Origin of the sequence: Arthrobacter sp. SLBN-112, from assembly GCF_030944625.1 — a bacterium.
In the GTDB taxonomy this organism is placed as follows: domain Bacteria; phylum Actinomycetota; class Actinomycetes; order Actinomycetales; family Micrococcaceae; genus Arthrobacter.
The window spans coordinates 2,481,835-2,501,781 of the sequence record NZ_JAUSXY010000001.1 but is presented as its reverse complement, the minus strand read 5'-3'; the positions used below and the strand labels follow the sequence as shown (position 1 = coordinate 2,501,781).

The 19,947-nt window shown below is 64.4% G+C and carries 18 protein-coding genes and 4 pseudogenes; 2 read left to right on the top strand and 20 right to left on the bottom strand.

The features are described from left to right. Positions 1 to 7 precede the first annotated feature (7 nt). Positions 8 to 806: pseudogene (locus QF050_RS11755) on the bottom strand (alpha/beta hydrolase). 75 nt (positions 807 to 881) lie between these two features. Further along, complete coding sequence (locus QF050_RS11750) at positions 882 to 1,229, bottom strand: ATP/GTP-binding protein (RefSeq protein WP_308930581.1); 348 nt, start codon at positions 1,227 to 1,229, stop codon at positions 882 to 884. 103 nt (positions 1,230 to 1,332) lie between these two features. Between QF050_RS11750 and nucS the strand changes: the two genes are divergently transcribed. Further along, positions 1,333 to 2,028 (top strand): endonuclease NucS, encoded by a 696-nt coding sequence (gene nucS / locus QF050_RS11745; RefSeq protein ID WP_026264238.1) that lies wholly within the window; start codon positions 1,333 to 1,335, stop codon positions 2,026 to 2,028. A 305-nt stretch (positions 2,029 to 2,333) separates the two neighbouring features. Further along, positions 2,334 to 2,537, top strand: coding sequence for a cold-shock protein (locus QF050_RS11740; protein WP_011692441.1), 204 nt, complete (start codon positions 2,334 to 2,336; stop codon positions 2,535 to 2,537). Positions 2,538 to 2,657: 120 nt separating this feature from the next. On the opposite strand, the pseudogene QF050_RS11735 reads toward QF050_RS11740, so the two are convergent. The 18 genes and pseudogenes from QF050_RS11735 to QF050_RS11650 all read right to left on the bottom strand — a co-directional run bounded on the left by QF050_RS11735 (position 2,658) and on the right by QF050_RS11650 (position 19,946). Continuing rightward, positions 2,658 to 5,256: pseudogene (locus tag QF050_RS11735) on the bottom strand (phosphatidylglycerol lysyltransferase domain-containing protein). Beyond that, entirely contained in the window at positions 5,238 to 6,566 is a 1,329-nt protein-coding gene (locus tag QF050_RS11730) for an alpha/beta hydrolase-fold protein (protein WP_308930580.1), read from the bottom strand. The pseudogene QF050_RS11735 and the gene QF050_RS11730 overlap by 19 nt, the downstream one beginning before the upstream one ends. A gap of 4 nt (positions 6,567 to 6,570) precedes the next feature. Further along, on the bottom strand, positions 6,571 to 7,002 hold the full coding sequence (locus QF050_RS11725; RefSeq protein WP_109045054.1) for a DUF2550 domain-containing protein: 432 nt from the start codon (positions 7,000 to 7,002) through the stop codon (positions 6,571 to 6,573). A gap of 10 nt (positions 7,003 to 7,012) precedes the next feature. Next, on the bottom strand, positions 7,013 to 7,297 hold the full coding sequence (locus QF050_RS11720) for a F0F1 ATP synthase subunit epsilon (RefSeq protein WP_018760117.1): 285 nt from the start codon (positions 7,295 to 7,297) through the stop codon (positions 7,013 to 7,015). 1 nt (position 7,298) lies between these two features. Next, positions 7,299 to 8,754: pseudogene (gene atpD, locus QF050_RS11715) on the bottom strand (F0F1 ATP synthase subunit beta). 81 nt (positions 8,755 to 8,835) lie between these two features. Next, entirely contained in the window at positions 8,836 to 9,726 is an 891-nt protein-coding gene (locus tag QF050_RS11710; RefSeq protein ID WP_308930579.1) for a F0F1 ATP synthase subunit gamma, read from the bottom strand. A 73-nt stretch (positions 9,727 to 9,799) separates the two neighbouring features. Continuing rightward, positions 9,800 to 11,437, bottom strand: coding sequence for a F0F1 ATP synthase subunit alpha (gene atpA / locus QF050_RS11705; protein WP_308930578.1), 1,638 nt, complete (start codon positions 11,435 to 11,437; stop codon positions 9,800 to 9,802). 78 nt (positions 11,438 to 11,515) lie between these two features. Continuing rightward, the gene (locus QF050_RS11700) at positions 11,516 to 12,343 is read right to left on the bottom strand and encodes a F0F1 ATP synthase subunit delta (protein ID WP_308930577.1); all 828 of its coding nucleotides are present in this window, start codon (positions 12,341 to 12,343) and stop codon (positions 11,516 to 11,518) included. Next, positions 12,343 to 12,894, bottom strand: coding sequence for a F0F1 ATP synthase subunit B (locus tag QF050_RS11695; RefSeq protein ID WP_308930576.1), 552 nt, complete (start codon positions 12,892 to 12,894; stop codon positions 12,343 to 12,345). The genes QF050_RS11700 and QF050_RS11695 overlap by 1 nt, the downstream gene beginning before the upstream one ends. A 55-nt stretch (positions 12,895 to 12,949) precedes the next feature. Continuing rightward, positions 12,950 to 13,168: an ATP synthase F0 subunit C gene (gene atpE / locus QF050_RS11690; protein WP_003804776.1), complete on the bottom strand. Its 219-nt coding sequence runs from the start codon at positions 13,166 to 13,168 to the stop codon at positions 12,950 to 12,952. A gap of 110 nt (positions 13,169 to 13,278) precedes the next feature. Continuing rightward, positions 13,279 to 14,079, bottom strand: a complete 801-nt coding sequence (gene atpB / locus QF050_RS11685; RefSeq protein WP_308930575.1) for a F0F1 ATP synthase subunit A — start codon at positions 14,077 to 14,079, stop codon at positions 13,279 to 13,281. Between the two features lie 81 nt (positions 14,080 to 14,160). After that, positions 14,161 to 14,499 (bottom strand): hypothetical protein, encoded by a 339-nt coding sequence (locus tag QF050_RS11680; RefSeq protein ID WP_308930574.1) that lies wholly within the window; start codon positions 14,497 to 14,499, stop codon positions 14,161 to 14,163. Continuing rightward, on the bottom strand, positions 14,492 to 14,974 hold the full coding sequence (locus QF050_RS11675; protein ID WP_308930573.1) for a hypothetical protein: 483 nt from the start codon (positions 14,972 to 14,974) through the stop codon (positions 14,492 to 14,494). Before QF050_RS11675 ends, QF050_RS11680 begins: the two co-directional genes overlap by 8 nt. A gap of 99 nt (positions 14,975 to 15,073) precedes the next feature. Next, positions 15,074 to 16,099: a glycosyltransferase family 4 protein gene (locus QF050_RS11670; RefSeq protein WP_308930572.1), complete on the bottom strand. Its 1,026-nt coding sequence runs from the start codon at positions 16,097 to 16,099 to the stop codon at positions 15,074 to 15,076. Next, a complete protein-coding gene (locus tag QF050_RS11665) occupies positions 16,096 to 16,707 on the bottom strand; it encodes a polysaccharide biosynthesis protein (RefSeq protein WP_308932155.1) in 612 nt (203 codons plus the stop codon). The genes QF050_RS11670 and QF050_RS11665 overlap by 4 nt, the downstream gene beginning before the upstream one ends. An 82-nt stretch (positions 16,708 to 16,789) precedes the next feature. Continuing rightward, a pseudogene (locus tag QF050_RS11660) lies at positions 16,790 to 17,761 on the bottom strand (polysaccharide biosynthesis protein); the annotation flags it as partial. 303 nt (positions 17,762 to 18,064) lie between these two features. Then, complete coding sequence (locus QF050_RS11655; protein ID WP_308930571.1) at positions 18,065 to 19,027, bottom strand: glycosyltransferase; 963 nt, start codon at positions 19,025 to 19,027, stop codon at positions 18,065 to 18,067. Positions 19,028 to 19,034: 7 nt separating this feature from the next. After that, positions 19,035 to 19,946 (bottom strand): glycosyltransferase, encoded by a 912-nt coding sequence (locus QF050_RS11650; RefSeq protein ID WP_308930570.1) that lies wholly within the window; start codon positions 19,944 to 19,946, stop codon positions 19,035 to 19,037. Between the last annotated feature and the right edge of the window lies 1 nt (position 19,947).

Below are 19,947 nucleotides of genomic sequence, written 5' to 3'. Positions count from 1 at the left end.
CGCGCCCTCAAGCCCCGGCAGTCGCCGTCGGGCCGTCCCATTCCTGCGGAAGCGGCGTTCCCGTCCCACCGGAGGTGACCCTGGCGACGATATCGTTCAGGACCCGTGCGGCGTACTTCTCCCCCACCCACAGGTGCTTGGCACCGGCCACGCCGACGACGTGCGCCTGCGGCACCAGGCTGAAGCGCTCGGCGGCCTCGGCCGGCTGCAGGAAATCATCGTGCTCCCGGCACCAGGACAGTGAGGGGCTTGCCGGATTCCGCCCACTGCTGCAGGTGCTTGTCCGTGGCGCGGTGCAGCGGGGGCGACAGCAGCACTGCACCCTCGATCTGGCCGGCCACCGGCTCATCAGCCCCGTACATCAGCGCCAGTTCCGTTCCAAAGGACCAGCCCACCAGCCAGCGGTTGGGCAACCCGCGCTCGACGGCGAAACGCACGGCCGCCTCGACGTCGTACCGTTCTCCAATACCTTCCTCGAAGCCGCCGCTGCTGGTGCCGCGGGGTGAGGCGGTGCCGCGGGTGTTGAACCGGAGGACGGCGATGCCGGCCAGCGCGGGGAGCCGGTAGGAGGCCTTGCGGTAGACGTGGGAATCCATGAATCCGCCGTGCGTGGGCAGCGGGTGCAAGGTGATCAGCGTTGCCCTGACCGGTCCGGTCTCGGGAAGGGCAAGTTCGCCCACCAGGGTGTGGCCGTCCTCCGTCTGCAACTCGATGTTCTCCCGCCGGGCGGGCAGGACGGTGGAGGCACGGATGGGAGCGGGCCCCTTGGCCTGGGTGAACTGGAACGACGCCGGATCAAAAGTCATGATTTCCAGCTTAGCGACCACCGTGCTCCCGGATGCCGGACGGGCCGGGTGCGGGGGGCGGCGCCGCCGGCACGGTCAGCGGTAACGGTAGCTGCGGGACATCCAGCAGTTGGTGTGCCAGTGGCGCCGTTCGGCGAGGCCGGCCGCCGCCCCGAAGAGGTGGTCGTCCTTCCAGACCACCAGGTGCGCAACGCCGGGCAGGACGGCGGTGGAGCACTCAGGGCAAATGTAGGTCTTCTCCGCGTTTTTGGCGGTCATGGTACGGACCATCCATTCGCCGTCGGGGGCGCTCTCACGGCGTGCGATGCCCGCCCGGGCCCGTTCCAGGTCAAGTCCGGGGACCTCCTGGCCGCTGCGCCCCGTTCCCCTTCCGGATGAGCCCTTTCCGGAAACTGGACGGCGGGGACGGTTCGAACGCGGCATGCATCCATTCTGCCCCAGCTGCCCGCCGGCTGCCGCCTCCGCACGGGCCTGGCCGGCCGTCGTCGGCACGGCCCCTGCGGCTCCACGCGATAGTCTGTACGGCGTGCGACTTGTCATAGCCCATTGCTCCGTTGATTACGTTGGCCGGCTCAAAGCCCACCTTCCCCTCGCCACCAGGCTCCTGCTGGTCAAGGCGGACGGCTCGGTGCTGGTGCATTCCGACGGCGGTTCCTACAAGCCGCTGAACTGGATGAGCCCGCCGGCTACGCTCCGGGTTTCATCCCCCGACGAGGTGGACCTGGAACTTGGAGTGGTGGAGCAATGGACCGTTCAGTCGGCCAAGACCGATGACCGGCTCATCATCAACATCCACGAGAAGATCACCGAATCCTCCCACGACCTCGGGGTGGACCCCGGGCTGATCAAGGACGGGGTCGAGGCCGACCTGCAGCGGCTGCTCGCCGAGCAGATAGAGACGCTGGGCGAGGGATATTCGCTGATCCGGCGCGAATACTTCACGGCGATCGGACCGGTGGACATCCTGGCCCGTGACGCGGACGGCGCCACCGTGGCCGTGGAACTGAAGCGGCGCGGTGACATCGACGGCGTGGAGCAGCTGACGAGGTACCTGGAACTGCTCAACCGCGATCCCCTGCTGGCACCGGTCCGCGGGATTTTTGCGGCCCAGCAGATCAAGCCACAGGCCAAGGTCCTCGCCAACGACCGCGGCATTGCCTGCGTCACGCTGGACTATGACGCCATGCGCGGCGTGGACGACAGCGAATCCCGGCTTTTCTGACCTGTTGAGCCGTTGCTTCGGGCACCTAATAAATAGTTTGAATGCCGGAGCTGCCCTTTCACCTGGTTTTTACCTAAATTTTATGCAATTTGCTGCGCAGCCCGTTGACCTGCGGGAATGGGCATGAAATTCTTGTCTCAGTCTTTGTGTAGGTGTTTTTCATGCTCGCAAGACATGTTGCGAGCGCGAAGCTCCTGCAGCGCCGGACCTTTTCGGGCAAGGCAATCCAGGATTCTTCTCGCGGAGTGACCAAGGTCGGCACGAGGTGTGCCGGTCTTAAAAAGTTCCACAATGAGGAGAAATAAATGGCACAGGGAACCGTGAAGTGGTTCAACGCTGAAAAGGGCTTCGGCTTCATCACCCCGGATGACTCCGACGGCGATGTCTTCGTTCACTACTCCGAGATCCAGACCGGCGGCTTCAAGACCCTCGACGAGAACCAGCGCGTTCAGTTCGAGATCGGCCAGGGCGCCAAGGGTCCGCAGGCTACCGGCGTAACGCTGGTCTAGTCAGCCTGCCCGGCCGCCCGCGGCCGTCAGCGGCAAAATGATCCCCGGCAGGAATGCCGGGGATCATTTTTGTCTGCGCCTTTTTTGTTCAGCAGGACCGGCGCCGGCTGCCTCCCTTTCTCAGGTGACCAGTTTGCGGACCAGGCGTGCGCCCTGGGCAAGCGAGAGGCCGGGGAGGTAGGCCCGGGTCAGGGCCCTGCCGATGGCCGGCAGGTGGAGCGGATCCTGGTAATACAGGTAGAGCGCACGGTACTCCGGCTTGAACCGGGATTTGAATGCCGCCAGCGAGCGGAAGCCGTAGACCGGCTCCAGCGCGTGGCCCACCAGGTCCAGGATTCGCACCAGGTTTTGTGCCCCTTCGTCGGTGGTGCCGGCGTCCCCTTCGGCGTCCTCCCCACCGTCGCCCTGCCCGGCCTGCTCCTCAGGCCGGCTTGCCAACGGCGACCCGGACAGGGAGATCACGTCAACCGAGTCCTTGAGCTCCAGGACAGCGGAAGCAATCAGGAATTCCATCACGCCCGGGAATCCCTCGCTGCCGCGGCGCATCACGTCAAGCGTCCTGCTGACCAGCCGCCCGTCGTCGTACACGGGAAGCCAACTGGTCACCCCGTGGACAGTACCGTGGCCGTCCACGGCCAGGCAGCACAGCACCTCTTCGTCGTCGAGCTCGTCCACTCCCCCAAGCGTGAAGCCCCATTTCCGGAACGGACTTCCCGGCCGCCCATTCCTCCGAGACTTCGTTGAGCCGGGAGCGCAGGGCCGCAGGCAGTGAATGGTAAGAGCCCCACACGGCCTGGACGCCAAGCTTCGACGCTCGGTTCAGGGCGGTCCGGACGTTCTGCCACTCCTTGCCCTTGAACTCGAGTTCATTAAGCCTCAGCCGTGTCTCCTGTGCCACTGCCACCCGCGAGAAGCCCCGCTCCCGCAATGTCGGCCAGAGGGTGTCGTCACAAGAGTAGAGCGCGGGGATCAGCGCCTGGGCGCGGCAGTAGTCAAGGAATCCTTCGGTCACCCGTTGCTCGGCCCGGCGGTCGCCGAGGGCGCCGCCCAGGGTCAGGGCCACGGTCCCGTGCTGTTGGAACGCCATGGCGCCGTCGCCTTCCGGGCTGAACCAGTACGTGTTGGGCTCCCACAGCGCCATCCAGGACAGGGGGCCGCCGCCCCGGTGAAGCAGCTCGCGGGCACGGACCCGGTCCTGGCGGCCGAAGCCGAGGCCGTGATGCCGCCCGACGAGAACCCACCACACAGCCACCAGGGCGACAATCCAGAACACCGGGCCGGAGTAGGCGAAGAGCAGCGTCTCGGCGCTGTCCCGCTCCGCGAAGACACGGCGGAAATGCTGCGGAATGGGTACCGGCACGTACTGCCGCGCCAATTCGGCGAAGAGGCCCAGCAGCCCGCCGTCCCGGGCAAGGCCGCCGGACAGGAACCACGCCACGGTGTAGGAGCCGGCCAGGACAAGCCAGGTGCCGCAGACCACCGCCGCGAGCGTCCGCCGTGCGCCGGGCCGGGTCTGGACGCGGAACTGGCGGCGGTTGAGCCACAGGATGACCGCCAACAGCAGCGGGACGATCACCAGCGGAAGCACGTGGGCGAAGGCCGAGGACAGGGGCGTCGAATGCGTACCCTGCAGGCGCGAGGGGACCAGGGCGAACAGGGCCAGGTAGACAGCCGCCAGGGCCGTCACCGCCAGCTGGATGGCCAGGGCGATGTTGAGGGCAAGACGGCGGCCGCGGCGCATGCCGTCCGCGCAGATCAGCAGCAGGATCACCGGCACCACTGCCAGTGCCAGCCCGAACGGCCCGGCAAACCCGGCCCTGCCGGTTTCCAGGCAGGAAGCGTCCACCGTTGCCCCGCAATTGAACACCAGCTGGCTGAGCGTCGGCATCGGGCTGAGAACGACGTCGCGAAGCAGTGCAAGCGGGCCGGTGGGGGCCCGGGTGACTCCGGTCAGGATCGGCCCGACGGCGAAGACGGCAACAGTGAGCGCCAGGAGGTTCCTGGTCTCACGCCCGGTGGAGCGATGGCGGTGCAGCCGCCCCTGGTCGCCCTGGATCCACCAGCCCGCCAGGAGGCCAAGAAGGGCACCAATGAGGCCGATCACGGTTTCCGCGTGCCCAACATAGAGGACCAGCAGGATTGACACAGACAGCACCGCGGTCCGGAGCCGCCGCTGCCACAGCAGCGTGATCCGGGCACTGGCCGCCAGGCCCGCGGTCAGGATCGGGGCGTAGGGACCAATGAGGATGTCATCCGCCATTTGGTCCAGCCAGCCGTCGCCTACGTATACGGCCACCTGGGTGACCAGGAGGAAGACGGTGACTGCGGCGAACTGGCCGCCGAAATAGAGTCCGACGGCGGCGCGGCGCCCCAGCTTTCGCTCGGCCAGGCCCAGCAGCAGAATCATCATCAACGAGGCTGTGAGGTAAGCGAGCGGGTTGGTGGCAAAGAACATGCTGGTGAAAATCGACCACCACTGCCCGGCACGAAGACCGGGCCCGCTGACCGAGGCAAGTGCCAGGAGCTGTTCCGGCGGCCCGTCCAGGAAACTGCCCGTCACGGCGGCGGCTGCAAGGAACACGGCAACGATGCCCAAGGTGAACGGCATCGATTTCAGAGTGACAAGGGTTTGGTGGACAGCGGGACGGCCAACGGTAGCCCACATCAACGCCACCGTGCGGTCCGGTTTCCTCACGGCGCTCACCACTGCAGCCCCCATTGGCTGCCGAGGAATGCCAGGGCATCGCCGAAGCGCTTTGACGATGTGTCCCAGGAGTGCCCGGTGTGTTCAACCTCGTGCGCCTGCACCGTGAAGCCGGCGTCCTTGGCGGCGGCGGCGAGCGTATGGAGGTTCCTTACGAACTCCGGATCGTTCTGGCCCGCGGTCAGGTACATGCCGCTGGTATCAAACCGTTGGTGTTTCATGATCTCCAGTGGAGTCTGCTTGATGAAGTCGTCCGGGTTTCCGGGGAAGGCTGCGTCGATAGTCTTTTGCCGCTCCTTGGCAATGGCGGGTTCGGCTTCACTGGAAAACCCGAGTACGTCCGCATAGATGTCCGGGTGCCTGGTCCCCATCTGGATGGCGCACGTGCCGCCGAAGGAGAATCCACCCACGGCCCAATGGCGGTGGTTGGTGTCAACGGCCAATGTGGAACTGATCCACCGCGGCACATCCTGCGACAGGTACGTGTCGGCTTTCGCGATCTTGCTGTCCATGCACATGGTGTTGGCGGACTGTGATCCGTTGGGATCCGGGATGACCACCACAGGGGCCACTCCCCCGTGCGCCGCGGCAAACGAATCCATGTGGCCGCGGATTGAACCGCCGGTAAGCCAGTCCGCGGGGCCGCCGGGCTGGCCGGCCACCAGGACGAGCACCGGAAGGGCGGGACGGTTGGCGGCGAAATAGGCCGGCGGGAAGTAGATATAGGCGTCGCGGTTGCTCATCCCGGACAAGGTTCCCGGGATGGCGGTCTTCCGCAGGACACCGCCGGCTGGCAGGTCCCCGGCGGGCTTCCAGCCCTGGAGCGGCACGCCATCGGATTCGCCGGGGTGCCGCATGAGCTGCTGTTCCAGGACGGGTATCCGGGCAAGCGCGGTTCCCAGCAAGTCGCTGACGGTCCGGTTCAGGCCGAAGTAGGCATTGATTTGGATGGTTGAGAGCAGCATCACCAGCAGCGCCGCAACAATGCCTGTGCTACGGCGGGTCCAGCTGGTCCGCGGCATCCGGAGCAGAGCCAGTACGAGGGCGCTCAGGCCCGGCACCAGCCACAGCAGGACCGTATCCGGGATGTCCTCGGGGAAGACGGTGAGGACGTTGATCAGGATCCAATGGACAGTTGCCACCACGACGAAAGCGGTCGCGACGCCCGCAAGGACCCGGACCGCCCAGGCGCGCAGCGGGTAGGCAGGACCATCGCACGCGCGCCAAGGTGGTACCAGGAGGTAGGCCGCCCCGCCCAATCCCAATACCAGGACAGTCCCAAACAGGGGGCCGTCCGTAAGCCGGATGTCTGAAAGCCAGTCCACGTGGCTAGCGCCAGGTCCCCACGCCGATAACCGGACCGGCTTCGAGCCACGAGGAAAGACCCGTATAGGCGTCGAACTTCATGGCCAGGTGGAGGTCCTGTCCCTCGTAGCGGAGTTCGACGATTACCACGTCCGGCTGAACCTTCACGGCTTCGGCTTCAGTGGGCTTGCGCCGGCCCAGGAGCTCCAGCGAACTGCGCTTGAAGGTGTACTTCGGCCGGACGCTCAGGGAGATCAACCGGAACCACTCGAGGTCATTGTCCTGATAACGACAAACCCCCATTTGCCAGCTGTTACCAGCAACGCAAATGGAGGCGTCCACCGTGCCGAGGGCACGCCGCAAGTTGAAGCGGCGCACCCCCGAAAGGCACAGTGCAAAAATCAGCAATCCGAACACGATTGCCAGTGCGATGAACGAAATACCCGGCGCGTCCATCAAGGTCGTGCTAGCGGATCCCAGCGGTAGCCGAGCCGCCCAGCTGGGCGTTGTCAGCAACGATGACCACGCGGTTGTTGTCCACGGAGAAGAACCCGCCGTCAACATCTACCGCGATGCGGTCCCCTGACACTGGCTGGATGGCCAGTTCACCTTCGGCCAGGATCGCCAGCAGGGGCGAGTGGCCGGGCAGGATTCCGATTTCACCATCGCTGGTGCGGGCCTTGACCATCTTGGCCGCTCCGGACCACACGAAGTGGTCCGCTGCGACAATCTCAACCTCAAGCTCAGCCATATTACTTGGTCTGTTCCTGGATCTTGGCCCACTGGCGCTCAACGTCATCGAGGCCACCGACGTTGAAGAACGCCTGCTCCGCGATGTGGTCGAGTTCGCCGTCGCAGATCGCCGAGAAGCCTTCGACGGTGTCCTTGATGGAAACCGTGGAGCCCTCGACGCCGGTGAACTGCTTGGCGGTGTAGGTGTTCTGCGAGAGGAACTGCTGGATGCGGCGTGCACGCGACACGACGATCTTGTCTTCTTCCGAGAGCTCATCGACACCGAGGATGGCGATGATGTCCTGGAGTTCCTTGTTCTTCTGCAGGATCTGCTTCACGCGGACAGCCGTGTTGTAGTGGTCCTTGCCGATGTACTGGGGATCCAGGATTCGGGACGTGGACGTCAGCGGGTCAACGGCCGGGTACAGGCCACGGGAGGCGATTTCACGGGAAAAGTTCCGTGGTCGCATCCAGGTGGGCGAAGGTCGTGGCCGGAGCCGGGTCGGTGTAGTCATCTGCGGGAACGTAGATGGCCTGCATCGAGGTGATGGAGTGGCCCTTGGTGGACGTGATGCGCTCCTGGAGGAGGCCCATCTCATCGGCAAGGTTGGGCTGGTAGCCCACGGCCGAAGGCATGCGGCCCAGCAGGGTCGACACCTCGGAGCCGGCCTGGGTGAAGCGGAAGATGTTGTCGATGAAGAGCAGCACGTCCTGGTTCTGCACATCGCGGAAGTACTCCGCCATGGTCAGCGCGGACAGGGCCACGCGCAGACGCGTTCCCGGCGGCTCATCCATCTGGCCGAATACAAGGGCGGTGTCCTTGAGGACGCCTGCCTCTTCCATTTCAACCCAGAGGTCGTTGCCCTCACGGGTACGCTCGCCAACACCGGCGAACACGGAAGTACCACCGAAGTTGCGGGCAACACGGGTGATCATTTCCTGGATCAGAACGGTCTTGCCCACGCCGGCGCCGCCGAAGAGGCCGATCTTTCCACCCTTGATGTACGGGGTGAGGAGGTCGATGACCTTGATGCCGGTCTCCAGCATCTCGGTGGAGCCCTCAAGCGAGGCAAAGCTCGGGGCCTTGCGGTGGATCGGCCAGCGTTCGCTGATGTCCAGTTCCGACTCCGCAACGTCCAGGGGCTGGCCCAGGACGTTGAAGATGTGGCCCTTGACGCCGTCGCCGACGGGCACGGAAATGGGGGCACCGGTGTCCACTACGTTGGTGCCGCGGACCAGGCCGTCGGTCGCCTGCAGCGAGATCGCGCGGATAAGGTTGTCGCCGAGGTGCAGCGCAACTTCGAACGTGATGGTCTTGGTGACACCGTTGAGGGTGATCTCGGTGGTGAGGGCGTTATAAATCGACGGGATTGCGTCAGCCGGGAATTCGACGTCGACAACCGGGCCGATTACGCGCGCAATACGGCCGGTTGCACCGGACGTTGCGGCTACGTGTTCGGTAGCAGTGGCAGTCATCTCTCTCACTTCATTCAGTAGATGGCGTGGGTTAAGTTTATCTGTGGTGGTGCTGGTTACGCGGTACCGAGGCGGTGCAGGCTACGACGCGAGGGCGTCGGCACCGGCAACAATCTCGGAGAGTTCCTGCGTAATCTCGGCCTGGCGGGCCGTGTTGCGCAGACGCGTGTACTTCTTGATCAGGTCCGTTGCGTTGTCGCCTGCGGACTTCATCGCCCGCTGGCGGGCTGCAAGCTCGGAAGCTGCTGCCTGCAACATGGCTGCGAAGATACGGGATTCGATGTAGCGAGGCAGCAGGGCGTCAAGGACACGCTCCGCTTCCGGTTCGAACTCGTACAGCGGCAGGAGATCTGATTCAGATTCAGCCTGCTCTTCCACTACTTCAAGCGGGAGCAGGCGGATGACCGTCGGCTCCTGGGTGACCATGGACTTGAAGCGGGTGTAGACAACATGGATCTCGTCCACGCCGCCCTCTTCGAAGTCGGTCGCGAATTCTGCCAGCAACGCTGCGCCGATTTCACGGGCAGTAGCGAACTCGGGTGCGTCGGTTCCCCCGGTCCAGACCCGCGCGTACTCGCGGTTCCGGAAATCGAAGTAGGCCTGGGCCTTGCGGCCCACGACATAGGTCTTGACTTCCTTGCCTTCGGCCCGGAGCAGCTCGTTGAGACCTTCCGCCTGCTTGAGGACGCTGGCCGAGTACGAACCCGCCAGGCCGCGGTCCGAGGTGATTACCAGGACGGCGGCACGGCGGATCTGCTCCGGCTCAGTGGTCAGCGGGTGGTCGATTTCGCTTTGGCTGGCGACAGCAGAAACGGCGCGCGTGATCGCGTTCGCGTAAGGCAGTGAAGCTGCTACGCGCGCACGGGCCTTCCCGATGCGCGAGGTAGCGATCAGTTCCATCGCCTTGAAGATCTTGCGCATCGACGTGGTCGAGCTGATCTTCTGGCGGTAGACCCGGATCTGGGCTCCCATACTTATCCTTTCCTAACATTCCGTCGCCGGGTGTGCCGGACCTTTGCGGCCCGGCACACCCGGCGGTGCGGAACTAGCGCTTCTGCTTGACGATCTTTTCCTGGTCGACTTCGCCCTCGGAGATAGCGTCATGCTCCTCGTGGCCGGCGCCTACCAGGTGGTTGTCACCTTGGCCGAAGAAGCCCTTCTTGAAGTCCACGATCGAGGACTTCAGAGCTGCAACGGTGTCGTCGTCCAGGACGTTGGTCTGTGCCAGCGTGGTCAGGATCGAGGACTTGTGGCGCAAGTGCTCCAGGAACTCAGCCTCGAACCGGCTGATGTCCTCAACCGGAACGTCATCCAGGTAGCCGTTGGTTCCGGCCCAGATGGAGACAACCTGGTCCTCAACCGGGAACGGAGAGTACTGGCCCTGCTTCAGCAGTTCCATCAGGCGCGCACCACGGGTCAGCTGTTGGCGGGATGCAGCGTCCAGGTCCGATGCGAACATGGCGAATGCCTGCATGTCGCGGTACTGGGCCAGGTCCAGCTTCAAAGTACCGGAGACCTTCTTCATGGACTTGACCTGGGCGGCGCCGCCAACGCGGGACACCGACACACCAACGTCGACGGCAGGCCGCTGGTTGGCGTTGAAGAGGTCCGACTGGAGGAAGATCTGGCCGTCAGTAATGGAGATGACGTTGGTCGGGATGTAGGCGGACACATCGTTCGCCTTGGTCTCGATCAACGGCAGGCCCGTCATGGAGCCGGCACCGAGCTCGTCGGAGAGCTTCGCGCAACGCTCCAGCAGGCGGGAGTGCAGGTAGAAGACGTCGCCCGGGTAGGCTTCGCGTCCCGGCGGCCGGCGCAGCAGAAGTGACACTGCACGGTAGGCCTCGGCCTGCTTGGACAGGTCATCGAACACAATGAGGACGTGCTTGCCGCCGTACATCCAGTGCTGGCCGATGGCTGAACCGGCATACGGTGCCAGGTATTTGAAGCCTGCAGGGTCGGATGCGGGAGAAGCCACGATGGTGGTGTACTCCAGCGCGCCGTTGTCTTCGAGGGTCTGCCGGATGGCAGCAATCGTGGACGCCTTCTGGCCGATGGCGACGTAGATGCAGCGGACCTGCTTGGTGACATCGCCGGAAGCCCAGTTGGCCTTCTGGTTGATGATGGTGTCGATCGCGATGGCCGACTTGCCGGTCTGGCGGTCACCAATGATCAGCTGGCGCTGGCCGCGGCCGATCGGGATCATCGCGTCGATGGCCTTCAGCCCGGTCTGCATCGGTTCGTGGACGGACTTGCGCTGGGTCACCCCGGGAGCCTGGAGCTCCAGGGCACGGGTGGTCTCCGCCTTGATTTCGCCGAGGTCGTCGATGGGCATGCCCAGCGGGTCGACAACGCGGCCGAGGAAGGCGTCGCCAACGGGAACGGACAGAACCTGTCCGGTCCGGTGGACCTCCTGGCCTTCCTCGATGCCGGTGAAGTCACCGAGGATGATGACGCCGATCTCGCGCACGTCAAGGTTCTGGGCCAGGCCCAGGGTGCCGTCTTCAAAGCGAAGCAGCTCGTTCGCCATGACCGAGGGAAGGCCCTCAACACGGGCGATGCCGTCACCTGCGGTTGTTACACGGCCAACCTCTACGCGCTCTGCGTTTCCGGGTTCGTAGGACGCCGCGAACTCGTTCAACGCATTACGGACGTCGTCGGCGTTGATGGTCAATTCGGCCATCTGCAGTCCCTGCTCTCCTGTTTGTGATCACCGCACACGGTGACCGGGGTTTCTATCAGTTTGGTTGTGCTTGTCCGGCTAGCCGGCCAGCTGGCGTTGCAGTTCGCCCAGCCGGGTAATGACCGAGGCATCAAGTACCTCGTCGCCCACCTGGACGCGAATTCCGCCAATGAGTGACGGATCAACGCTGACGTTGACCTTCAGTTCCCGCCCGTACAGTGCATTCATGCCCGCCTGGAGGCGTGCCAGCTGCATCTGCGACAAGGGGCGCGTCACGCTGACCGTTGCGATCCAGCGCTGCTGCCGCTTGGCGGCCAGTTCGGCAAACCGTTCCACCAGCCGGGTGGGCTTGATGCCACGGGGCTGGCTGACAGCCTGGGTGATAAGCACCCTGGCTTCTTCACTGGCGCCGGGCGCCAACCTCTCGGCGAGGGTAGCCTTGGCTGCCACGCCGGCCTGCGGTTCGGACAGAGCACGTTGTAGCTCGTGGCTGGAGGCAACAGCCTGGTTGAAGGAAAACAAATCGTTTTCCAATTCTTCCAGGCCAGTGATTCCGGAGGCAGAAACGGCCGACTTGTTTTCAGCAACGGAAATGACCACCGTTGCGGCAAGAGTCTCGAGTGCATCGCCGATGTCGCGCGCCGATGCCCAACGTGAGCTGGCCAGTCCGCCCGCGATCTCAGCCGCATCAGCGGAGACTTTTCCGCCAACCAGCTGCCTGACCAGCGCCGATTTCTCGTCGCCGCTGCGGGAAGGGTCAGTCAGGGCACGGCGCAAACCAGCCGAGCTGTCCACCATTTCCAGAATTCCGAAGAGTTCCTTTGCCAGCTGCAGCGACGCCGTGGGAAGCTTCGCTTCCAGGGCGGCCAGGGCTTTCGCCAGCGATTCGCTCGATACGCCTGCCATTACTTAGCCGCACCTGCGTTCTGGGACTCCAGATCTGCCAGGAAGCGGTCCACAACCCGTGCCGCCCGGGCGTCGTCGTCGAGGGCTTCGCCCACGATGCGCCCCGCCAGGGTAGTGGCCAGGGTGCCTACCTCCGCACGCAGGGACACAACGGCCGCCTGGCGCTCGGATTCGATCTGTGCGTGGGCCTGCGCGGTGATGCGGGCAGACTCTGCTGCCGCCTTCTCCTTAAGATCCGCGAGGATCTGGGCACCTTCGGCGCGGGCTTCCTCACGGATGCGGTTTGCTTCGGTGCGGGCGTCGGTCAGCTGCTGCTTGTACTCTTCGAGTGCAGCAGACGCCTCAGCCTGGGCCTTTTCAGCCTTGGCGATGCCGCCTTCAATGGCCTCGGCACGCTCGGCGAAGGTCTTCTCGAACATCGGGACAACGTACTTGACCACGATGAAAAAGAGGATGGCAAAGCCAACGAAGACAACCAGCATTTCCCAGCCATTGGGAACAAGGGGGTTGACGTCGCCCTCAGCGGCGGCTGAGATGATCAGCTGATGCATATTTCACCCGTCCTTTATCTACTCGGTTCTGAATGTTCGCTGAAGTTCTAAGGGTTTACTTGAGAACGAAAGCGAAGACCAGGCCCAGGATGGCGAGTGCTTCGGTCAGCGCCAGGCCAAGGAATGCGATGGGCTGCAGGACGCGCTGGGCTTCCGGCTGGCGTGCAACGCCGTTGATGTAGGCAGCGAACACGAGACCCACACCGATACCACCGCCGATAGCCGAGAGGCCATAGCCGATGAGGTTGAGGGAGCCGTTGATGGAGCCTTCCATTTTTTTTCCTTTCAAGATGCCGCTTGTGCGGCAGGTTGTTTGGGTTGCTTCATCCCCGCGAGGGGAATTCTGTGGTGTGCCGTCAGGGCGTTGGCGCCCCGGAGGCGTGCCTAGTGGGCGTCGGCGTGGAGTGCGCCTTCGATGTAGATCGCGGTCAGCAGCGTGAAGACGTAGGCCTGCAGGACCATGATCAAGGCTTCAAGCATGTACATTGCGATGGCGCCCGCCAGGACCAGGACCGATGTTCCTTTCAGCAGGAAGTTCTCCTGCATGATCAGGTATTCGATGCCGGAGCCGGCGATCATCACGATGAGGTGGCCGGCGAGCATGGTCGCGAACAGACGGAGGCTGTGCGTGACGGGCCGGACCGCAAAGTTGGAAATGATCTCGATCGGGATGACGATCGGCAGGATGTACCACGGAACACCGGAGGGGACGGTGGCCAGCTTGAAGTAGCGAAGGCCGTTCTTCTTGATGCCGATGGAGATCCAGGTGATGTAGACCAGCCCAGCCAGAACGTAGGCTCCACCCACGTGCGAGAACGTGGGGAGCTGGAACACCGGGATGGCGCCGTAGATGTTGTTGACAAGGATGAAGAAGAACAGGCTGAACAGCAGCGGGACGTACTTCATGAAGTCCCTGCCGCCGATGATGTCCTTGGCGATTCCGTTGCGGACGAAGCCGTAGGCGGCCTCGCCGGCGAACTGGAGCTTGCCGGGTACCAACTGCTGCTTCCGTGCGGCCAGCACGAAGAAGACCGCGATAAAGACGACAGAGAGGAGGACCAGCAGCATCTGCTTGGAGAATCCTTCTGCGGCACCCCACGGCAGGATTGCCGGCAAATGCATTTCGTTAATACCAGGAGGAGTGAACTCTCCTGAATCTTGGGCCGGGAGCGCAAGCGCGATCAACGCGTTTCCTCTCTGCAGTGTCCATCATTGGGCGTTGGGCGGGGTCCGGCAGCCTGACAGCCTGCTGTTCCCCCTGTGAAATTATTTGGCATTAGTGTCGCCGTCCTGGGACGGCCCGCTGGCAGCATGGCGATCACCAGCGTTTGTGCGAGAACTGGTAAGGCCGTGCATGTGGGAAAGGTAAAAACCTCCGACGGCTCCAAGCAGAGCGCCTGCGAGCACGATCCAGCGCGTTCCCCACACGTAATCCAGTCCCCACCCTATCAAACTCCAGACGATGATTCCGCCAATGATGTAGCTGAACACAGCCATTCCAGCGTTGTAACCGCCGTCCGTCGAAGCCTCGGAATCAACGGGCGCGGAGCCGCTCGATCGGCGCTTGGCGTTTGCGGCAGCGTCGGATTTCTTCTCGTTACGCATCGGTGATTCCCTTCTCTTCTGGATCGTTGTAGATCTGGAGGCGGGCTTTGCCGAAGCCGTGGATCTCGGCGGCCTGCCAAAGCACGACGGCGACCACGGCACCGATGACGAACCAGCGGCCGTGAAGCCACGCCGGAGCCCCGACAATGAACAGGACGACCGCGAAGCCAACCACTTTGATGAAGTAGGTGGCCACGAACACGCCAATCGCGCCGGACGGATTGCGGCGTCCCACGAAGTGGCCCACCAGCAGGCTGATTCCGAAGAACAGCATCACCAGCAGGCCGCCGAGGACACTGGACAGTGCCCCGCTTGCTCCGTTGAGGAGGGCGGCGGGAACAGCGCACAGCGCAAGCCCGGCCGTGGCGGCAATCGAACTGCGCTTGAGCAGGTTCAGCCAGAGCGAGCGGGTGGGACCCGAAGAGCCAACGTGTCCGTTGCCGGACGCAGGTCCGGACTCGGCGTTGGAGGTCATTCGATCCCAATCGTCGGCACCCCATGGCTGAACGCCAGGAGGCAAAGGGTGGAGGAGCAGCTTGGGCTGCCCCTAAATTCTACACGAGATAGAACATGGCTAGGTCACCGGCAGCCGTGTGACTTTGGACCTGCGCCGCCGCCGCCCGATCAGGTCCGGGCTGGCCAGGTACAGGGCAAGCACCAGGACCGTGCCTGCTACGCACAGGGCCACCACTGGCAACGACGCGGTCGCGGCGACGAAGCCGAGGATGATGACGGCGACCGTGCAGGCGGTGACGGCAGCGGCCGACTGCAGGTGCGAGAAGCCAACGTCCGTGAGCCGCTGATAGACGTGCTCGCGGTGGGATGCGTACCAGCGCTCCCCCGCCTTGATCCGGCGAAGCAGTGTGTAACCGGTGTCCGCTGCATACACCAGGATGGGCGAGAGGACATACTCCACGTAGACACCGCCGAGGAACCCCGCCACCGCAAGGGCGGCCACCGATGCCCCCAGCATGTAGCTGCCGACGTCGCCCAGGAAGACCGAGCCCCGGCCCAGGTTCCATGGCAGGAACCCGAGGAAGGACATTGCAAGCACGGCCCCGCCGGCCGTGAGCCACGGTTGTTCCGTCAGCGCGCCGGCCAGCGCGTAGGCCCCGCCGGCGGTTACCCCGTGGAGGCCTGAGATGCCGTTGACGCCGTCCATGAAGTTGGCAATGTTGACGTACGCGGCGATCGCCAGCGCGGCGAGCGGCAGCCACCAGAACGACTGGCCCGTCAGCACGATCAGGACCACGGAGCCGGCGGCGCCGATACCGAGCTGGGCAGCTGCTCGTCCGCGGATGGACAGGCCGCGCAGGTCCTCGATCCAGCCGACGACGGCGCAGGCCAGGATGATTGCCAGGACGACCCCGGCCACGGACCGGTCAACGGTGACGACGCCCAGCAGCACAGCCGCCGCGTACCCGATCACGGTGGCGAGGGCCGCAGCGACCCCCATGCCACGGATGGTGGCTTTGACGTGCGATGAACGGGCGGACGGAACGTCCACCACCCCCATCCGCACCAGCCACGGCTTCACCGCGAACGGGAGAAGGAGGCTCGCCAGCAGGGTTGCCACTGCCACCAATAGCAGCGGCGTCATGACGCAACCCTGATGGCGCCCGCATCGTCGGCCTCGTCGTCGGGAATATCACTGATGCTGACGCCCTGTTCCGCTTCACAGCGGGCCAGCCAGACATTGAGGTCGAGCTTGTCCGGATCCTGCTCGGTTGCCCGGGTGTGTGAAATTTTGGGGTGCAGCGGGCGTTGGTCCAGTTCGCCGGTGCCCACCAGTTCCTCATGCAGCTTCTCCCCCGGCCGCAGTCCGGTGTAGATGATCTCCACGTCCTTGCCGGACATGGCGATCATGCGTTGTGCCACGTCGAGGATCCTGACCGGTTCGCCCATGTCCAGGATCAGGACATCGCCGCCGGCACCGATCGCACCGGCCTGGATGACCAGCTGGCAGGCCTCGGGAATGGTCATGAAGAACCGCGTCACATCAGGGTCGGTGACGGTGACGGGACCGCCGACGCGGATCTGTTCGGTGAAGAGCGGCAGCATGGAGCCGCGGCTGCCCATGACGTTTCCGAAGCGGACGGAGACGAACTTCCGCTGTGTCTGCCCGGCCATCCAGGCGGTCAGCTTTTCGGCAACCCGCTTGGAGTGGCCAAGGGCGGTAGTGGGGTTGGCGGCTTTGTCGGTGGAAATGTTGACGAAGTGCGAGACGCCTGCCCCGGCGGGCAGCGCGCAGCACGTTCAGCGTGCCGCATACGTTCGTCTTCCAGGCCTCGACGGGGTACTGCTGGAGCAACGGCGCATGCTTGAGTGCTGCCGCGTGGAACACCACTTCCGGCCGCCGGTCGGCAAAGATCTCCTGGAGGGCATCGCCGTCGCGAATGTTGGCCAGCACGGTGTCGCGGCCGGCCAGCAGGCCACGGCCGGTGATGGAGATCTGGGTCTGCTGCAGCCCTGTTTCGTCGTGGTCCAGCATGATCAGTTCCGCGGGATCGAACTGCACGATCTGGCGGCAAAGTTCGGAGCCGATCGATCCGCCGGCGCCGGTCACCAGCACCCGCTTGCCGGTGATGTAACCGGCTATCTCGTCAACCTTGATGTCCACCGGCCGCCTGCCGATCAGGTCTTCAACCGCCACATCGCGGAAATCCGAGAACCCTGCGGGTGCGCCGCTGCCGAGCATGTCCCGCAGCGGCGGCAGGACCAGGACACGGACGTTGAGTCCGGCCACGGCATCGGAGATGCGGCGCACCAGGCCGGCCTCGACGTTGGCGAAGGCCACCACCAGGACGGTCGCCCGGGTTCGCCGGATGATGGCGGGCAGGTCATCCCCGCGGCCCTGCACCTGGACACCGGAGAGGCGCAGGTGCTTCTTGGCAGGGTCGTCATCCACCAGGCCCACGGGGAAGTAGGGCGAGTCCGGATCCTGCAGCATCCGGGTCACCAGGGAGTTGCCCAGGAAACCCGCGCCGTAGACCAGGGTGTTTTGCGCCCCGTCCCCGGGCCGGGTCTTGCTTTCGGCGTAGAGGCGCTTGGCGTAGCGGGCGGCGCCCATGAACAGGCAGGCGAACGGGAAGGCGATCAGTCCGACGCTGCGGCCGATATTGATGGCCTCGTAGAGCACCAGCAGGCTGGCCGTGATGGAGGCGGCCACGATGACCGTGACGAACACCAGTGCCCGGGCTTCCTGGAAGCTGCCGAATGGATAGCGGCCCCGGTACAAGGCGAGCGAGTAACCTGCCAGCATCTGTACGACCACGGCGATGGCGGCGATGGCGAAGGCACCGGCGAACTGCTCCACCCGGATACCCATCTCGTAGCGCAGCAGCAGCGCCAGGACGATGGCCACGACCCACGACATGGAGTCGAGGAAGATCTGGATCCAGATCCAGAGTGCGGGCTTCTCGTCCCGTACGGCGGCAGGTGCGCTCGTTTCAGATTTTGTACTCAACAGAAGATGCAACCGACTTCCACTACCACGGCGGCCAGCGCCTTTTTCAAAATGCCCCGCCGCAAAAACCGTCGGACGGCGCCGGGACCTAGAACGATACTAATCTCTTCGGCTTCCACTTCCCGGATGCGCAGGCACCGGAGGCATGGGTTTCCACCCGGTGTCCGCGAGGATCGTGCGTGATTCGCGCCATCCGCGCCACAGCGCGCCGGCTCCCTTGAGGGTGCGTTCCACCAGGACCAGCCGGGCCATTTCCTTGAGGAACGTCAGCGCGGTCCCGGCCGCGAAGCCTGCCCGGTTGTACTTGCCGTACGCCTTCAGGTAGTGCGCAACGTGTCCGCGGTTGCGCATCACGTAGCGGCGGCTGAGGTCGGAGGAATCATTGAGGTGGCGCAGTCCCAGGTCCACCTGCCGCTGGGCACGGACCTTCTTGATGACGAAGGCGTTCACGTACACCACCGGGGTCCGCTGTGCGGCGAGCCAGCCGTAGATGAGGTCGTCCCAGGTGATGAAGAAGCGCGGGTCCGGCAGTCCGATGTCCCGGGCCACCGAGGCCTTGACCAGCATGCCCTCGAAATTTCCGACGTTGGTGCCGAACACGTCCGAATGCTTGAACACGTCCCGCGACACCGGCAGGAAGACGCCCAGCGACTCCACGAAATGGTGCTGCCAGAAGAACGGCTTGCCGTTGGCGTCGTACCGGCGTCCGATCATGCAGGAGTACTCGGGAGTGAATTTGTCCAGGGCGTCCACGGCGCCGGGGAGGACCTCGACGTCGTCGTCCATCAGCCACAGCCACTCGGCACCCGCCTCCAGCGCCAGTTCGACGCCGCGGGAAAATCCGCCGGCGCCGCCCACGTTCCGGTCCAGCTTCTCGTACCGGATGGGCGGTCCGCCGGCGGACATCGCCTGCGCCACGACGTCCGCTGTGTGGTCTGTGCTGGCGTTGTCCACCACCAGGACCTGCGCGGGCGCACTGCCCGGCAGGGTGAAGGAGTGAAGCAGGTTGCGCAGGAAGTCGGCCCGGTTATACGTGACGACGACGGCATACAGGTTGTCCACGAGCGGCCTAGTTCCTGGCGGACATCAGTTCCGCGGGCGAGCCGAAGCCCTTGCCGCGGAAGCCGGTGGAGTAGGCGCCGAACCAGTGTGCCAGGCCCTTGAAGTCACCGGTCTTCAGGAAGTAGTACGGGAAACCGACGATGTCGGCGCTGAACCAGCGCAGGTTGCGGTATTTCCGCGTCAGGTAGCCGCGGTTGCGGAAGTAGCAGTAGCGCTTGAACTCACCCTCCGGAATGACGGGGGTGATGAAGCCGCCGAAGACCGGCTTCATCTCGGTCCACGTGGCGGGGTGCTGCACGGCGACGGTGGCCAGCGTCCCGTATTTCAGGCCTGCCTTCTTCACCCGGGAGAGGAAATCCACCTCATCCCCGCGGATAAAGAACTTCACGTCGGGTATGCCGATCTTGTAGAAAACCTCGGTCCGGATCAGCGCACCGTTGAAGAAGTGGACCATGTCCGGGAGGTAGCCCATGGGCGCGAGCCTGGACCTGTCGTTGGTCAGCAGGCCGTTGATGCGGAAATTGAAGGAGAGCCGGTTGGGATCCGCAGTGGCGGCAACCAGGGGGCTGATGATGTCCAGCTGGTGCTCATCGGCGGTGCGGAGCAGTTCGGCCAGGCAGCTGGCGTCCTCCGGATGGCCGTCGTCGTCCATCATCCAGATCCACTCCGCACCGCTGGCCATGGCGGCCAGGATGGCGTAGGCGAATCCCCCGGCACCGCCGAGGTTTGCCTCGGAGCGCAGGTAGTTGATGTTGTCCGCTCCCCCGGCGTTGACGACGTCGGTAGCGGGGACGGTGCCGGAGTCCACCAGGGCGATGGAATGGATGGGAGCGGTTTGGGCGGCCAGTCCTTTCAGGAGCAGGGCCAGCTCCTCGTGGCGGTCGAAGGTGACGGCTGCTACGGCGACTTTGGGCTGCATG

Bases quoted from the DNA above. Each gene is read 5' to 3' on its own strand.
- QF050_RS11750 (WP_308930581.1), bottom strand. From the start codon at position 1,229: ATGCCGCGTTCGAACCGTCCCCGCCGTCCAGTTTCCGGAAAGGGCTCA.
- QF050_RS11740 (WP_011692441.1), top strand. From the start codon at position 2,334: ATGGCACAGGGAACCGTGAAGTGGTTCAACGCTGAAAAGGGCTTCGGC.
- QF050_RS11725 (WP_109045054.1), bottom strand. From the start codon at position 7,002: ATGGACGCGCCGGGTATTTCGTTCATCGCACTGGCAATCGTGTTCGGA.
- QF050_RS11720 (WP_018760117.1), bottom strand. From the start codon at position 7,297: ATGGCTGAGCTTGAGGTTGAGATTGTCGCAGCGGACCACTTCGTGTGG.
- QF050_RS11710 (WP_308930579.1), bottom strand. From the start codon at position 9,726: ATGGGAGCCCAGATCCGGGTCTACCGCCAGAAGATCAGCTCGACCACG.
- atpA (WP_308930578.1), bottom strand. From the start codon at position 11,437: ATGGCCGAATTGACCATCAACGCCGACGACGTCCGTAATGCGTTGAAC.
- QF050_RS11700 (WP_308930577.1), bottom strand. From the start codon at position 12,343: ATGGCAGGCGTATCGAGCGAATCGCTGGCGAAAGCCCTGGCCGCCCTG.
- QF050_RS11695 (WP_308930576.1), bottom strand. From the start codon at position 12,894: ATGCATCAGCTGATCATCTCAGCCGCCGCTGAGGGCGACGTCAACCCC.
- atpE (WP_003804776.1), bottom strand. From the start codon at position 13,168: ATGGAAGGCTCCATCAACGGCTCCCTCAACCTCATCGGCTATGGCCTC.
- QF050_RS11680 (WP_308930574.1), bottom strand. From the start codon at position 14,499: ATGCGTAACGAGAAGAAATCCGACGCTGCCGCAAACGCCAAGCGCCGA.
- QF050_RS11675 (WP_308930573.1), bottom strand. From the start codon at position 14,974: ATGACCTCCAACGCCGAGTCCGGACCTGCGTCCGGCAACGGACACGTT.
- QF050_RS11670 (WP_308930572.1), bottom strand. From the start codon at position 16,099: ATGACGCCGCTGCTATTGGTGGCAGTGGCAACCCTGCTGGCGAGCCTC.
- QF050_RS11650 (WP_308930570.1), bottom strand. From the start codon at position 19,946: ATGCAGCCCAAAGTCGCCGTAGCAGCCGTCACCTTCGACCGCCACGAG.